Origin of the sequence: Pseudoalteromonas sp. AS84, assembly GCF_038900255.1 — a bacterium.
In the GTDB taxonomy this organism is placed as follows: domain Bacteria; phylum Pseudomonadota; class Gammaproteobacteria; order Enterobacterales; family Alteromonadaceae; genus Pseudoalteromonas.
Map to the genome: position 1 here is coordinate 68,085 of NZ_JBBMQY010000020.1, position 15,054 is coordinate 83,138.

Genomic DNA, 15,054 nt, shown 5'->3' on the forward strand with positions numbered 1-15,054 from the left:
AGTACATAAAAAATTGCCGATATTAACTAAATAACGAAGTTTTTCTCTCGTTATCAACAAGGTTTTCTTTTCTTAAAGTAGATTACTTAATTAAGCTGATTGGTATAATTATTATCAACTTAATAAAAGCTTAAAAACAAAAAAGCGCTAATCATTACTGATTAGCGCTTTTTAAAGCTCGGGTCAAATCAAGCTTAAAAACTCATTTTTAGGCTGTTAAAGGTCAGCGTCATCGCCTAACTTATCTTCACCATCTTCTGGTTCAATAGTTGCTTTTAGTAAAAGCATTTCGCGTAACTTGCCTTCAATCTCATCTGCAATTTCTGGATTTTCTTTCAAAAACTTAATTGAGTTAGATTTACCTTGGCCAACTTTGTTGCCACAGTAGCTATACCAAGCACCTGCTTTTTCAACAATTTTGTGCTTAACACCTAAGTCAATTAACTCGCCTTGCTTAGAAATACCTTCACCATACATGATGATAAATTCAGCTTGTTTAAACGGCGGAGCAACTTTGTTTTTAACAATTTTAACGCGAGTTTCGTTACCAACAACCTCGTCACCTTCTTTTACAGAACCAATACGACGGATATCAATACGTACCGATGCGTAAAACTTAAGTGCATTACCACCCGTTGTTGTTTCTGGGTTACCAAACATAACACCAATTTTCATACGGATTTGGTTAATGAAAATACATAACGTGTTAGAGCGTTTAATGTTACCAGTAAGCTTACGTAATGCTTGTGACATTAAACGTGCTTGTAAGCCCATGTGCGAGTCGCCCATGTCGCCTTCAATTTCAGCTTTTGGTGTAAGTGCAGCAACCGAGTCAATAATAACAACGTCTACCGCGCTTGAGCGTACTAACATGTCACAAATTTCTAGTGCTTGCTCACCTGTATCTGGCTGCGATACAAAAAGCTCGTCAATATTAACACCAAGCTTTTGTGCATAAATTGGATCTAGAGCATGCTCAGCATCAATAAAGGCACATGTTTTGCCTTCTTTTTGAGCTTCGGCGATAACTTGTAAAGTAAGTGTTGTTTTACCTGATGATTCAGGACCATACACTTCAACAATACGTCCCATAGGTAAACCACCTATGCCTAAGGCAATATCGATGCCTAATGAACCTGTAGATACAGATTCAATATTTAACGCTTTGTTATCACCCAATTTCATAATTGAGCCTTTACCAAATTGACGTTCAATTTGTGATAGTGCAGCGTCCAACGCCTTTTGTTTGTTATCGTTCATTTTATTCTCCAAATCCAGCTAATGGAACCAAGTATACTGTATGAAATTACAGTATCAAGTTAATTTTTTCATTTTATCTCATCAATTACACTTTTTAATGAAAATACAATAGCTTGCAGTCTAACTTGAGCCCTATCACCGGTAAATACTTGCTTTAATGCAAGTTGCTTGTCGTTAATTTGTATACCAAACCACACTAAACCAACTGGTTTATCTTCGGTGGCACCACCGGGTCCTGCAATACCCGATATAGCTATAGCTATATTGGCATTCGCAGCCTTAATTGCACCTAATGCCATTTCGCGCACGGTTTGCTCGCTCACAGCACCAAATTGCGTTAATGTACTGGCACTTACATTTAGCAAATCCTGCTTTGCTTGGTTGCTGTAAGTGACAAATGCGCGGTCAATATAAGCAGAGCTTCCAGGGGTATCTGTAAGGGCATAACTCACTCCGCCACCAGTACATGACTCAGCACTAGTGATCCATAAGCATTTATCCGTTAAAATAGCGCCTAATTGCGCAGCAAGTGTTTTAATCTCTTGATGTAATTCCATATTCAGCCTTTGGGTAAATACATGTCGTTTGATCTTTATGCACCACACACTATAAAACAACAAACCCCTATGATGCAGCAGTATCTAAAAATAAAATCAGAGCATCGCGATATTTTATTGTTTTATCGTATGGGCGACTTTTACGAACTCTTTTTTGATGACGCTAAACGCGCCGCTCAATTACTCGATATTTCGCAAACTCACCGCGGCAAAGCCGGTGGCGATCCTATCCCTATGGCGGGCGTACCTTATCATGCAGTAGAAAACTACCTAGCACGTCTAGTTCAAATGGGCGAATCAGTGGCTATTTGTGAACAAGTGGGTGACCCTGCAACTAGTAAAGGTCCTGTCGATCGTAAAGTTGTTCGTATTGTAACGCCAGGTACTATTTCTGACGAAGCGCTTTTACAAGAACGACAAGACAACCTACTTACCAGCGTTTGGCAAAGTAAAAAAGGTTTATACGGTATTGCGTACCTTGATATTAACTCTGGTCGCTTTAACGTTGTAGAGGTTAGTACCGATGAAGCTTTTAGCTCAACTATTCAACGCTTAGCTCCGGCAGAATTGCTATATAGCGAAAGCTTTGAAAACTTCCATTTAATTGAGCATATAAAAGGTGCTCGTCGTCGCCCAGAGTGGGAGTTCGACTTAGATACGGCTCAGCACTTATTATGCGATCAGTTTGGTACTAAAGATTTAGTTGGCTTTGGTGTTGATAAAGCTCACAGCGCACTTGTTGCTGCTGGTTGCCTGATGCAATACGTAAAAGATACACAACGTATTGCACTGCCACATATTCGTGCAATTACACTTGAGCACAACGAACACGCTGTTATTTTAGATGCCGCAACCCGTAAAAATTTAGAACTTACCGTTAATTTATCAGGCGGGTTTGAAAATACACTTGCCCAGGTACTTGATAAAACAGCAACGCCAATGGGTTCTCGTTTACTTAAGCGCCGTATTCATACACCTGTACGTAATAAAGACGAGCTAAATTCACGCTTAAATGCAATTAGTGCTATTTTAGATGTACAACTGTGCGATGAATTACACGAATCATTAAAAGAGATTGGTGATGTAGAGCGTGTTATTGCACGCCTAGCTTTATGCACAGCTCGCCCGCGCGATTTAACTCGCCTGCGCAGTGCATTACAAGCACTTGCACCACTGCATTCTTTGTTAAGTGATGCTAGCGATCCTCGTATAGCGGGTATTATCAAGCACTCGCCTGAGCTCCCTGATTTACAAGAGTTATTAGAACGTGCAGTGATAGAAAACCCACCGGTACTAATTCGTGACGGTGGTGTTATTGCCCCTGGTTACAACGGCGAACTAGATGAGTGGCGTAACTTAAGTAAAGGTGCAACCGACGTACTTGATCAACTAGAGTTGCGTGAACGCGAACGCACGGGTATTAGTACGCTTAAAATTGGTTATAACCGCGTACATGGCTTTTTTATTGAAGTAAGCCGCGCCAATGCTCACTTAGTGCCAGCCGACTACATTCGTCGTCAAACACTTAAAAATAACGAACGCTATATTATTCCTGAGCTTAAAGAGCACGAAGATAAAGTACTTGGTAGCCAATCAAAAGCTCTCGCACTTGAAAAGCAACTATACGAAGAGTTGTTTAGATTTATTGCTCCACATATAGAGCAACTTCAAATGATGGCAGCAGCACTGGCCGATTTAGACGTGTTAAATAACTTGGCCGAACGTGCATTTGCACTCAATTATGCAAAACCAGAACTGTGCGATAACGACAATATAAGCATTAAACAAGGTCGTCACCCTGTTGTTGAACAAGTAATGAAAGAACCGTTTATTGCCAACCCTGTTGAATTAAACAGCCAACGTAAAATGTTGATTATTACGGGTCCAAACATGGGCGGTAAATCAACCTATATGCGCCAAACAGCACTTATTGTATTAATGGCTCACATTGGCAGTTATGTACCTGCAGACAGCGCTAAAATAGGCAATATCGATCGCATATTTACACGTATTGGTGCTAGCGATGATTTAGCATCAGGTCGCTCAACCTTCATGGTAGAAATGACCGAAACAGCAACTATTTTAAATAATGCCACGGCGCAGTCTTTAGTGTTAATGGATGAAATTGGTCGCGGTACAAGTACCTACGATGGGCTCTCGCTTGCGTATGCAACAGCCGATCATTTAGCGTCAAAAATATCAGCTAAAACATTATTTGCTACTCACTACTTTGAGTTAACAGAACTTGCTGAACAAACAACAGGTCTGGTAAACGTGCACCTTGATGCAATAGAACATAACGATACAATCGCCTTTATGCATACAGTACTTGATGGCGCAGCAAGTAAGAGCTTTGGCTTACAGGTAGCTGCTCTTGCGGGTGTGCCAAAAGCTGTAATAGCACAAGCAAAGCAAAAACTTAAGTTACTTGAAAATCATCAAAGCGTTACTGCACCAAGTACAGAGCAACAAGCCTTTACTTTTAATAACGAAGCAGCGCAAAGTACACCTTCTGAAGTGGAAGAGCAGTTAAGCGCTATCGACCCTGATAATCTATCGCCACGCCAAGCGCACGATTTATTATATAAACTAAAAGCATTGTTGTAATTTATATCATCTAATTTACAAGCATAAAAAAAGCCGAAGAATAAATTCTTCGGCTTTTTAACACACATAGTCTCTTAAATTATTTAAGCTGTTACGAAAACTGATTAAACAAGCTATCTGTACTTAAACCTTCTTGTTGCAAAATGTCTTTCAAACGACGTAATGCTTCTACCTGAATTTGCCTTACACGTTCTCGTGTTAAGCCTATTTCACGGCCCACATCTTCAAGTGTCGATGGCTCGTAGCCAAGTAGACCAAATCTACGCGCTAATACTTCGCGTTGTTTAGGGTTCAATTCACCTAACCAGTCTACAATGTGTTTATTAATATCATTGTTTTGTACTTCGCCTTCAGGGCCTGCACTTTTTTCATCTGGGATGATATCAAGTAGTACACTGTCGTTTTCACCACCAATCGGCATATCAACCGATGCTATTCTCTCGTTTAAACGTAGCATTTTAGTTACGTCTTCAACGGGTCTGTCTAGGCACGCTGCAATTTCGTCAGCTGTTGGTTCATGGTCAAGTTTTTGAGTTAATTCACGTGCTGTACGTAAGTAAACATTAAGCTCTTTTACAACATGTATTGGCAAGCGAATGGTGCGAGTTTGATTCATAATGGCACGTTCAATTGTTTGACGTATCCACCAGGTAGCGTAAGTAGAAAACCTAAAGCCACGTTCAGGGTCAAATTTTTCAACCGCGCGAATTAAGCCTAAGTTACCTTCTTCAATTAAATCGAGTAGAGCAAGGCCACGGTTGTTGTAACGGCGTGCTATTTTAACAACTAAACGTAGGTTACTTTCAATCATACGTTTACGTGAGGCTTCACATCCTCGAAGTGATTTACGAGAAAAAAACACCTCTTCTTCAGCACTAAGCAAAGGAGAAAAACCAATTTCGCCTAAATAAAGTTGGGTTGCATCAAGGTTTTTGGTTACTTCTTCTTTTGCAAAAATTTCATCGTCTTCTACTTTTTCTAGTAGCGTTGTACTTTCATCAGCATCGATGTCATCGAATTTTTCATCAGTCGTAGTATGTTTGTCAAGTTTTGCTGCGTTAGCCATAAGCCTTCTCCCGAGCAATTATCAATACCTAAAAATTAAGGTAGGTATTTAGCAGGATTGACAGATTGCCCTCGGTAGCGAATTTCAAAACGAAGCGCGGTGACCGGAGATTCTGAATTACCAATTTCTGCTATTTTTTGTCCTGCCTTAACCTTCTGCTTTTCTTTAACAAGTAATTTCGAGTTATGTGCATAAGCACTTAGGTAATCATCATTATGTTTCAATATGATTAAACTACCGTATCCTCGAAGAGCGTTACCCGCGTATACCACTGTTCCTTGTGCCGCGGCTAAGACTGAAGCCCCTTTGCGATTAGTAATCTGTAAACCTTTATAACCGTTTTCCTTATTAGAAAAGCGTTTGGTAATTTTACCCTTTGCAGGCCAAAACCACTTAACTTTACTGCTCGACAAACGTTTAGCATTACTAACTTTGTTACTGGCTTGTTTCTGAACATACTCTCGTTGTTTTGGAGGATCAAGCTCTTTCTTTAATATTATGTTATTTTTTTGTGTGTTTTTTATAGACTTTTTACTCGAATTCGTATATTTTTCATCCCTTTTTGTTTTTTCAGGCTTGGAGATTAAGGAGATGTTTTGCCCAGGAAAAATTGTGTAAGGTGATGGAATTGAATTGTTTTTTGCAAGTAATATAAAATCTTGACCGGCGCTAAAGGCTATAGAGTAGAGCGTATCACCTTTTTGCACCTTATAAATATCGCCATTTATGTTAATGGTGTGACCTAAATCATTAACATTATTATTTAGGCTGCTAACAGGCGCTGGAATATGGCGAGAAGAGCAACCAGAGAGAAAAACACCAACAAATATAGTCACATACAGTAAAGACTGTTTATTCATTGTATTTTTCTCCCAAATTAGACAATTGATATTTTTAACGCTTAACGCAATAAAAAGTACGCTAGCGCAATTAATACCACTAATCCCCAACCAAGTATTTCAATATATTGACGTAATTTTGCTTCCATTTTAGCCCCGCCCCACTTCATTAAGGCTGAAACTAAAAAGAATCGCGCACCACGTCCAATGGCCGATGCGAGCAAAAATGGCAAAAATGCCATTTGTAAAACACCTGCGCCAATGGTAAATACTTTATATGGTATAGGCGAAAAACCAGCTAAAAACACAACCCAAACACCGTAATCTTTAAACCAATTTAATGCGATATCAAACTTTTCTTGCCAGTGCATTTGTGCAATCAATGGCTCAACAACGGGTTCAAATAGCCAAAATCCAAGCAAGTAACCAACGACTCCACCAACAACCGATGCTATTGTGGCAAAACTTGCAAAACGCCATGCTTTTTTAGGTTGTGCAAGCGACATAGGTGCAAGCATTACATCAGGTGGGATTGGAAAAAAAACTGACTCTGCAAAGCTCATTGCAGCTAAATAACGTTCCGCATGGCGGTGCTTTGCCCACACTAGGGCCATATCATATAACTTGGTAAACAACTTCAAAATGAATTCCTATTCAATATCGCCAGGTACTAACGGCACAAATCTAACGGGAGCAATAACATGCTCTTTATAATTATCGCCTTCGCGGATAACCATTACTAATTTTTGAACACTCTCACCAATGGGCGCTAATAACACGCCTCCATCGGCTAACTGAGCAAGTAAGTCTTGCGGGACTTTAGAGGCCGCAGCAGTCACTATAATACCATCAAAAGGTGCTTGTGATTGCCAGCCTTGCCAACCATCACCATGCTTCATGGTTACATTATATAAATCGAGTTGTTGCAATCGACGTTTTGCCTGCCACTGAAGCGTTTTAATACGCTCTACCGAATAAACCTTTGTAAACGTTTTGGCTAATATTGCAGTTTGATATCCAGAGCCAGTACCAATTTCCAGCACTTTATTGCGCACACCAGCTAAGCGAAGTAACTCAGTCATACGCGCGACTATATAAGGCTGGGAAATAGTTTGCCCTTGCCCAATCGGTAGCGCTGTATTTTCATAGGCTTTGTGTTTGAGCACATCATCTATAAACACATGACGTGGAACATCAGCTATAGCACTAAGTACTTGTGTATCTTCAACACCTTCACGCTTTAGTAAGTCAGATAGCGCTTTTGCACTGCGGGAATAATTAGCGAGCACGATTAATCTCCAAATCGGCTAACCAGTCTCCTACAGCTTTTAAGCTATCTTTAGCTGTCATATCAACACTTAATGGCGTAACAGAGGCATAACCGTTATTGATTGCGTAAAAGTCGGTCCCCTCACCTGCATCACTTTCTGTGCCCAGCGATCCATACCAGTAAATATCACGGCCCCAAGGATCGGTTTGTTTGGTCATGGTTTCGGCTTTATGACGAGCGCCTAGACGTGTTACTTGCACCCCTTTTAATTCACTTAATGGAATATCTGGCACATTTATATTTATTATTTGATCTTTTGGAAGCGGGTGCGAAGCCAAGCCTTTAATAATATTTACGGTAACAGCAGCGGCTGTTTCAAAATGCTCACCTTTATGTGAGCAAAGCGATACTGCAATTGCAGGTAAGCCTAAGTGGCGACCTTCGGTTGCAGCGGCAACAGTGCCTGAATAAAGCGTATCGTCGCCTAAATTGGCACCATGGTTAATACCAGCAACAACAAGGTCGGGTTTTTCATCAACTAACTGATTTACACCTAAATGTACACAATCTGTAGGTGTGCCATTAACCGACATAAAACCATTTTCAAGCGTTGTTGCGCGTAGCGGGTTCATTAATGTTAAAGAATTACTAGCACCACTACAGTTGCGATCAGGTGCAACAAGGGTTACATCTGCAATTTGTATAAGCGCCTGATATAAAACCGCAATACCTTTGGCATTTACGCCATCATCGTTACTTAACAGTATCTTCATTTATGTCATTATCCTTTTCTTTGCGCTCTCGTGGACTTGCATCTGTGTAATCCACCAGCTCGCGTAATAATGCGGTTGCAAAACATCCTTTTGGCAAACCAAAACTCAGTTTTAAACTGGTTTCATCTATGGTCTCAACCGTTAAGTTTTGCGGAATTAAACGCAGCATCCTGCGCTCATTTTTAAGGCCTAACTCACCTAAGCCATCACACCATGTTTGATATGGTTCGAGCCATACTTTTTCTTTCTCGGTTAGGCCTTTTTCACTTTTACCCACCATAGGTGCCGACATCATAATATCGCCAGTGGCTAATCGCTCTATGTTTTCGTCGTTAATTGCATCTTCAAAAAATGCATTACTGCCGCTGAGCATAAATACTTCACGGTGCATTGTTTTAGCTAAACCATGTTCGGCTACACGTAAATTTACTATTTGATTAAATACATGAGAACGCGCTGCTGAAATAATAATACCGCGCAGTTTTTTATCGCGAATGCGCTCCCCGGCAAACATTTTTTCAGCCATTACTAAGTTATGTCCGCCATGTCCAAAACGCTGCTCGCCAAAATAGTTAGGTACACCTGCGCGTACAGCGTTAATACGGCATAAAATATCAAGCGGCTCAGTCACGTTACGAAGCGTAATAGTGAATTTATTACCCTTGTGGCAGCCCGTACGTAATTTACGATCGTGGCGCTGTTGCGACACAATAAAAATGCTCTCACTATTTAAATCACTAAAATCGATAGGCTTTTTAATCGGTACTTTCACACTAAACCACTGCGAGCACACACCGTGGCGATCTTTCATGCCAGCGTAACTTACGTCTCGAGGGGATACACCCGCACGCTGCGCAATTAGCTTGGCAACATATTGCGTGTTTTCGCCTTTTTTAACCACCTGCAAACACATGTGTTCGCCACTGCCGGTAAATTCTATACCTAGGTCTTCATCAACCATAAAGTCTTCAGCAGTGGTTTTAAAATCAGCTTTAGAAAGCGGAGCACCGTATAAATAATTTAAATCGCTCATGCGTTTGTTGTACTCGCAAGATCTTTATTCATAATAACCACTGCATGGCTCGAAATACCTTCCCTGCGCCCTTCAAAGCCTAGTTTTTCGGTAGTAGTGGCTTTAACATTAATTTGCGAAAGGTCGCAATTTAAATCGCTGGCTAAATTAGCGCGCATAGCTTGAATATGTGGCAGCATTTTTGGCGCCTGTGCAACAATAGTCACATCGCCATTGCCAATTACATAACCTTGCTCTTTAGCTAAGCTCACCACATGGCGAAGTAAAATACGGCTGTCGATATTTTCATACTCGCTTGCCGTATCTGGAAAGTGCTTACCAATATCACCCATTGCAAGCGAGCCTAAAATAGCATCGCATAATGCATGAATAGCAACATCACCATCTGAGTGCGCTAAAAAGCCCTGTGGGTAATCAATTTTTTCACCACAAATAGTTAACGGGCCTTCGCCGCCAAATTTATGTACGTCAAAACCATGGCCAATTCGTATCATAATGCACTCTCGTTTTGTTGTTTGTGTAGTAAAAACCCAGCCAAATCTAAATCCTCTGGCGTGGTTATTTTAATATTATCGCTGCGACCTGCTACAAGCTTTACCGGTTTACCTGCCCACTCAATTGCACTGGCTTCATCGGTAATAGTTACCCCACTTACTAATGCGTTTTGAAGCGCACTTTTAAGCTCATTATATTTAAAAAACTGTGGGGTAAGTGCTTGCCATAAGTCGTCTCGTGGCACAGTTTGTTCGCTGTACTTGTGGCCACGTTTTATGGTGTCTTTTACTTTGCTAGCTAAAATACCGCCTTCATCAGCGCTTACGCATTCATCAATCAAACGTTCTATATCACTGATATTAACTAGCGGACGGGCAGCATCGTGCACCAATACCCATGTAGGCGGGTTAGGCGCTAAAAAAAGTAAACTATTGAGCACAGAATCTGCTCGCTCTTTACCGCCACTGGCTCGCACAATGCGCTTGTCAAGCAGTGGGAGTTCATCAAAATAAGGGTCGCTGTCGCTAAGAGCAACAACAATAGTACGTAATTGAGATAATTGGGAAAGTTTAGCCAAGGTGTGTTCTAAAATGGTTTTACCGGCTAATTGTATATATTGCTTAGGCGCATTGTGCTGCATTCTACTGCCAACACCCGCAGCAGGTACAATTGCTGCAATAGTCTGTTTATTTGTCATATTGTTTGCCCGGTAAAACACGAATAAATGTTTCGTCCGGTTTAATCATTCCCAATTCGTTGCGTGCACGCTCTTCAATGCCTTCTTGGCCAAGCTTTAAGTCTTCAATATCTGCTTTAAGTACTTTATTACGTTTAATGAGCTTTTCGTTGGTTTCTTGATGCGACGCTACAGCACCTTTTAGCCGTGTGTAATCTTGTAAACCATTATGACCGAACCATAATCTGTATTGTACAAACAGTGCTAAGCACAGTAAGCCAACTTGAAAAATACGCATTTAACACTCCTTATTTTAAATTCCAAATACCTTAACTTTAATACGCTAAGGGGCGCTTTAAATTGCGCCAATTAATACTACCCGCTAAAAGCATTTCGCGTAGTGATAAAACCCGTGGCATACAACGCTTCGAAAATTGCCATTGATGCCCGCAACATGCCCCAGTTAAACTTACTTTGCTTGGCTTTATTAGCTGAGCGTTTTGTTGCTCTAGCCCATTTCCTAAAAAATCAAACCAACCAAGCTCGTTACAATGCAGCTTATTTTCGCCTAACTGATCGATACTGTCTATTCTAAGGCGCACCTGATCGTAGCCATGTAATATAACCGGCACTATAAGCCCCACTTTGGCATACGCCTGGTAAAAAAGTTCATTAGCTTGAACATTCACATCCGGTGGGGTTGGTTTTTGCTTTTCAAGCCACGTACCATTTTGTGCGTCCAGCGTAAAAGGCGTGTCACCATTGGCAACTAACGTTGCAGCTCGCTCAATATAATAAGGTAGGCTTTTTAACTGGCGGCGCAGTTTATCGGCATTAGGCTCTGCAACTAATCGCTGAACCTCACGCTGATAAAACGCATTACACAATTGTGCATACAACACTTTTTGTGCATCAGTTTGCCAAATTTCAACTTGCTGCTGAGCACCAAGTGACTGATTTTTAGCGACCAAAAGCTGTACTCAAAAATATTTAGGTAAATGTTTTATAACACAGTATTGAATATTTTTTAAGCGCAGCGCACTAATTTAAGCGCTTGGCTTTTCACCTAATTTTGCTTTACCTGATTCTAAAAATTGCACAACCGTATTACGCTTTTTACCAATTAGTAAACTGCCATCAGCTAAAAACATAAAGTTTTGCCAATTGCGTTTAAATACATCAAAGGTTGTTTCGATAATATTATCGCGTGCCATACAAAAATAAACAGTGGTGTTAGCTTCCCAATCTAAAAACGTTAAGATTGCTTCTGGTGGTAGCGCATCACCATTTTCCCACGCATCTTGCCAATCTACTTCTTGGCTAAAGCTTTTTTCTTGGCCACACCAATCGGTGTCTTCAAAAAAATCAGGGTGATCAAACTCACGACTCACCATGGTTGTCCAAAGTACGGCTGCGCGCTCGTCGCTCATAGGTTTTATTTTTGCTGCGTCTTCATCAGATACAGGTAAATCTTTGTGGCGAAAAACCCACGCCTTTTTGTAATCATCTAAAGAAATATAGTTCATAGTGTCGGCAAATTAGTTAACATTAAAAGTGCAAAGCCAAATTATACAAGAGATCAAAACATGACTACAGCAATAAAACCACTTTCCCTCAAACCAGGCTTATACCAACACTACAAAGGGCCGCAATACAAAGTTATTCACGTTGCCACCCATAGCGAAACCGAGGAACAGCTTGTTATTTATCAGGCTCTTTACGGTGAATTTGGTATTTGGGCACGTCCACTTAGTATGTTTAACGAAACTATAGAAAAAGACGGCAACACCATACCGCGTTTTGCCTATATTGGTGAAATAGATTAACTATGGCATCATGAATACATTCAATACTGCTCTGACCAGATAGAGGCTAACTCGTGCAATTTAATTCAACTGATAATTACATAGCTAGCAGCTCGCTTAAACAAGCTGTAAATGCTGCCATTATGCTCGAAAAACCACTTTTAATTAAAGGCGAACCCGGCACTGGTAAAACTATGCTGGCTGAAGAACTTGCTAAAAGTTTAGACACCACGCTTATTCAGTGGCATATAAAATCGACCACCAAAGCGCAGCAAGGCTTGTACGAGTACGATGCGGTTTCGCGCCTGCGCGACAGCCAATTAGGTGACGAGCGCGTACATAATATTAGTAACTACATTGTTAAAGGTAAGCTGTGGCAGGCATTTACGTATGCAGAGCTTAACGGTAAACGCCCAGTACTATTAATTGATGAAATAGACAAAGCTGATATCGAGTTCCCAAACGACTTACTGCTTGAGCTTGATAAAATGGAGTTTCATGTTTATGAAACTAATGAGCGTATTGTCGCAAAAGAGCGCCCAATTGTGATCATCACATCAAATAATGAAAAAGAATTACCGGACGCATTTTTACGCCGCTGCTTTTTTCATTACATTGATTTTCCTAGCAGCGATGAAATGCAGCAAATTATTGACGTGCACTACCCTAACGTTAAACAGGATTTAGTACGCCAAGCACTCGAAGTGTTTTTTAACCTGCGCGAAGCTAACGGCCTTAAAAAGAAACCTTCCACCAGCGAATTACTCGACTGGTTAAAGCTCTTAATGGCTGAAGACATAGACGCTAAAACACTGCACGACAAAGCTAAAAAAGGCGGTTTAATGCCCATGTTTGGCGCACTGCTTAAAAACGAGCAAGACATAAGCCTAATCGAAAAACTCGCGTTTATGAGCCGTCGCTAGGGCCTGTTGACCTTTCAGGATTAAAATTTGTTCTAACTAGGGACGATTTAATCGTGGCGCGAGGTTTGTAACCTAGTGGGCTAAGTAAAAGCCGAGCAACAAAGAGTTAATCGTCCCTAGAACGAACCTTCAGGCAGCGCGTGTTTGGTATTTATGCTGTGTTATCGCCTATTTATGGGGAATAACCACACTACATAGGCTCTGCCTTGCCTAAATACCAAACACACTGCTGCAAATTTAACCTCGAAAGATAAACAGGCCCTTATATGTTAGTACAGTTTTTCTTCAAACTGCGTGAATACCGCTTACCGGTAAGCCTGCGTGAGTTACTCGATTTAATTAACGCCTTAAAAAAAGGCGTTATATTTGCCGACGTAGACGCATTTTACCATTTAGCGCGCACCATAATGGTAAAAGACGAAACGCACTTTGACCGTTTTGACAAAGCCTTTAGTGACTACTTTAGCGGTATTGCCGACCTTGATTTACTCGAAAGTTTAAAGCAACAGCACAACTTACCTGAAGATTGGCTACGTAAAGAGTTTGAAAAAAACCTAAGCGATGAAGAAAAAGCCCAACTTAAAGCTATGGGCGGGCTCGACGAGCTAATGAAAACCCTAAAAGAGCGTTTAGAAGAGCAACAAAAACGCCACGCAGGCGGCAATAAATGGGTGGGCACTGGCGGCACATCACCTTTTGGTGCATACGGCTACAACCCTGAAGGCGTACGTATTGGGCAAGACGGCAACCGTAACCGCCAAGCGGTAAAAGTGTGGGATAAACGAGAATACAAAAACCTCGACACCGACAGAGAAATTGGCTCGCGTACTATTAAACTCGCCCTTAAAAAACTGCGTAAGTTTGCCCGCACTGGCGCAAGCGATACACTGGATTTAAACGAAACCATTCGCGCTACTGCAAAGCAAGGTGGCATGCTGGATGTAAAAATGGCACCCGAACGCCACAACGCCGTAAAAGTACTCATGCTGTTTGATATTGGCGGCTCAATGGATGACTATATTCACACCTGCGAAGAATTATTTAGCGCCGCCCACAGCGAGTTTAAACATTTAGAGTTTTACTACTTTCATAACTGTTTGTACGAACACGTGTGGCAAGATAACGCCCTCCGCCATTCAAACGTAATCGACACCATGATGCTGATTAATAAATTTACCAGCGACTATAAAGTAATTTTTGTGGGCGATGCTACTATGGGCCCATACGAAATAGCCTACCCCGGCGGCTCGGTAGAACATTACAACGAAGAGCCCGGAAGTGCATGGTTATCAAGAATCACCAACCACTTTGATAAAGTCGCCTGGCTCAACCCACAACCCGTTGAACACTGGCCGTACTATCAATCGATTGGCTTTATAAAAGAGTTAATGAACAATCGCATGTATGCGCTGAGTTTAGATGGGATAAGTAGAGCGATAAAAGAGCTGAGTTAAAATGAATAATAGGAATATATTAAAATTAGTTTTGTTTGCATCACTTATTATCAATATGGTTTTTATTACTATCTTTATAAGTGACTCTAAAAAGGATGAAAGCATTTATTTATTAGTAAGCAATGTTGAAGCTAAATGTTTGAATGATTGGAAATCACAAGACTCTAGAGTCCCTTTTATTACCTCTCATCAGATTTTAGGGCCAGATCCTTTTGCTGAATCGGAGTTTTTCAAGTTAGTTGTCGCATCAAATTAAATTTTATGCCGCCCGCATTGCTTCTTTTTTCTCTGGATTT

Annotated in this window: 17 protein-coding genes; 4 read left to right on the forward strand and 13 right to left on the reverse strand. The window is 40.9% G+C overall.

What is annotated here, in order from left to right; translation table 11 throughout:
• Nucleotides 1-216: 216 nt before the first annotated feature.
• Together recA and WNY79_RS17095 are read right to left on the reverse strand one after the other, a co-directional pair.
• On the reverse strand, nt 217-1,260 hold the full coding sequence (gene recA, locus WNY79_RS17090; protein WP_076925188.1) for a recombinase RecA: 1,044 nt from the start codon (nt 1,258-1,260) through the stop codon (nt 217-219).
• Between the two features lie 68 nt (nt 1,261-1,328).
• Entirely contained in the window at nt 1,329-1,817 is a 489-nt protein-coding gene (locus WNY79_RS17095) for a nicotinamide-nucleotide amidohydrolase family protein (RefSeq protein ID WP_076925189.1), read from the reverse strand.
• Nucleotides 1,818-1,838: 21 nt separating this feature from the next.
• Here WNY79_RS17095 and mutS point away from each other — a divergent pair, with 21 nt between their 5' ends.
• Nucleotides 1,839-4,424: a DNA mismatch repair protein MutS gene (mutS, locus tag WNY79_RS17100; RefSeq protein WP_342876464.1), complete on the forward strand. Its 2,586-nt coding sequence runs from the start codon at nt 1,839-1,841 to the stop codon at nt 4,422-4,424.
• 91 nt (nt 4,425-4,515) lie between these two features.
• Here the strand turns inward: mutS and rpoS are convergent, their stop codons facing one another.
• From rpoS to WNY79_RS17155, 11 genes are all read right to left on the reverse strand, one after another.
• Complete coding sequence (rpoS, locus tag WNY79_RS17105; protein WP_076925191.1) at nt 4,516-5,490, reverse strand: RNA polymerase sigma factor RpoS; 975 nt, start codon at nt 5,488-5,490, stop codon at nt 4,516-4,518.
• A 35-nt stretch (nt 5,491-5,525) separates the two neighbouring features.
• Entirely contained in the window at nt 5,526-6,350 is an 825-nt protein-coding gene (locus WNY79_RS17110) for a peptidoglycan DD-metalloendopeptidase family protein (protein WP_342876465.1), read from the reverse strand.
• A 41-nt stretch (nt 6,351-6,391) separates the two neighbouring features.
• Nucleotides 6,392-6,970 carry a YqaA family protein gene (locus WNY79_RS17115; RefSeq protein ID WP_007584782.1) on the reverse strand — a complete coding sequence of 193 codons (579 nt, stop codon included), beginning with the start codon at nt 6,968-6,970 and terminating at the stop codon, nt 6,392-6,394.
• Nucleotides 6,971-6,979: 9 nt separating this feature from the next.
• Nucleotides 6,980-7,618, reverse strand: a complete 639-nt coding sequence (locus tag WNY79_RS17120) for a protein-L-isoaspartate(D-aspartate) O-methyltransferase (RefSeq protein WP_024597331.1) — start codon at nt 7,616-7,618, stop codon at nt 6,980-6,982.
• Nucleotides 7,608-8,372 (reverse strand): 5'/3'-nucleotidase SurE, encoded by a 765-nt coding sequence (gene surE, locus WNY79_RS17125; protein ID WP_076925194.1) that lies wholly within the window; start codon nt 8,370-8,372, stop codon nt 7,608-7,610. Before surE ends, WNY79_RS17120 begins: the two co-directional genes overlap by 11 nt.
• A complete protein-coding gene (locus WNY79_RS17130) occupies nt 8,353-9,405 on the reverse strand; it encodes a tRNA pseudouridine(13) synthase TruD (protein WP_342876466.1) in 1,053 nt (350 codons plus the stop codon). The genes surE and WNY79_RS17130 overlap by 20 nt, the downstream gene beginning before the upstream one ends.
• Nucleotides 9,402-9,899 carry a 2-C-methyl-D-erythritol 2,4-cyclodiphosphate synthase gene (ispF, locus tag WNY79_RS17135; protein ID WP_342876467.1) on the reverse strand — a complete coding sequence of 166 codons (498 nt, stop codon included), beginning with the start codon at nt 9,897-9,899 and terminating at the stop codon, nt 9,402-9,404. Before ispF ends, WNY79_RS17130 begins: the two co-directional genes overlap by 4 nt.
• Nucleotides 9,896-10,597: a 2-C-methyl-D-erythritol 4-phosphate cytidylyltransferase gene (ispD, locus tag WNY79_RS17140; RefSeq protein WP_342876468.1), complete on the reverse strand. Its 702-nt coding sequence runs from the start codon at nt 10,595-10,597 to the stop codon at nt 9,896-9,898. Before ispD ends, ispF begins: the two co-directional genes overlap by 4 nt.
• Nucleotides 10,587-10,874, reverse strand: a complete 288-nt coding sequence (gene ftsB / locus WNY79_RS17145; protein WP_007584772.1) for a cell division protein FtsB — start codon at nt 10,872-10,874, stop codon at nt 10,587-10,589. The genes ispD and ftsB overlap by 11 nt, the downstream gene beginning before the upstream one ends.
• Nucleotides 10,875-10,911: 37 nt before the next feature.
• Nucleotides 10,912-11,547 (reverse strand): hypothetical protein, encoded by a 636-nt coding sequence (locus tag WNY79_RS17150; protein WP_342876469.1) that lies wholly within the window; start codon nt 11,545-11,547, stop codon nt 10,912-10,914.
• A gap of 75 nt (nt 11,548-11,622) precedes the next feature.
• Complete coding sequence (locus WNY79_RS17155) at nt 11,623-12,102, reverse strand: DUF2947 domain-containing protein (RefSeq protein WP_002958965.1); 480 nt, start codon at nt 12,100-12,102, stop codon at nt 11,623-11,625.
• Between the two features lie 60 nt (nt 12,103-12,162).
• On the opposite strand from WNY79_RS17155, the gene WNY79_RS17160 reads away from it, so the two are divergent.
• The 3 genes from WNY79_RS17160 to WNY79_RS17170 all read left to right on the forward strand — a co-directional run bounded on the left by WNY79_RS17160 (nt 12,163) and on the right by WNY79_RS17170 (nt 14,758).
• Nucleotides 12,163-12,402, forward strand: coding sequence for a DUF1653 domain-containing protein (locus tag WNY79_RS17160; protein WP_024596334.1), 240 nt, complete (start codon nt 12,163-12,165; stop codon nt 12,400-12,402).
• A gap of 53 nt (nt 12,403-12,455) precedes the next feature.
• Nucleotides 12,456-13,304, forward strand: coding sequence for a MoxR family ATPase (locus WNY79_RS17165; RefSeq protein ID WP_024600605.1), 849 nt, complete (start codon nt 12,456-12,458; stop codon nt 13,302-13,304).
• 266 nt (nt 13,305-13,570) lie between these two features.
• The gene (locus WNY79_RS17170) at nt 13,571-14,758 is read left to right on the forward strand and encodes a VWA domain-containing protein (protein ID WP_342876470.1); all 1,188 of its coding nucleotides are present in this window, start codon (nt 13,571-13,573) and stop codon (nt 14,756-14,758) included.
• The last annotated feature ends 296 nt before the right edge of the window (nt 14,759-15,054 follow it).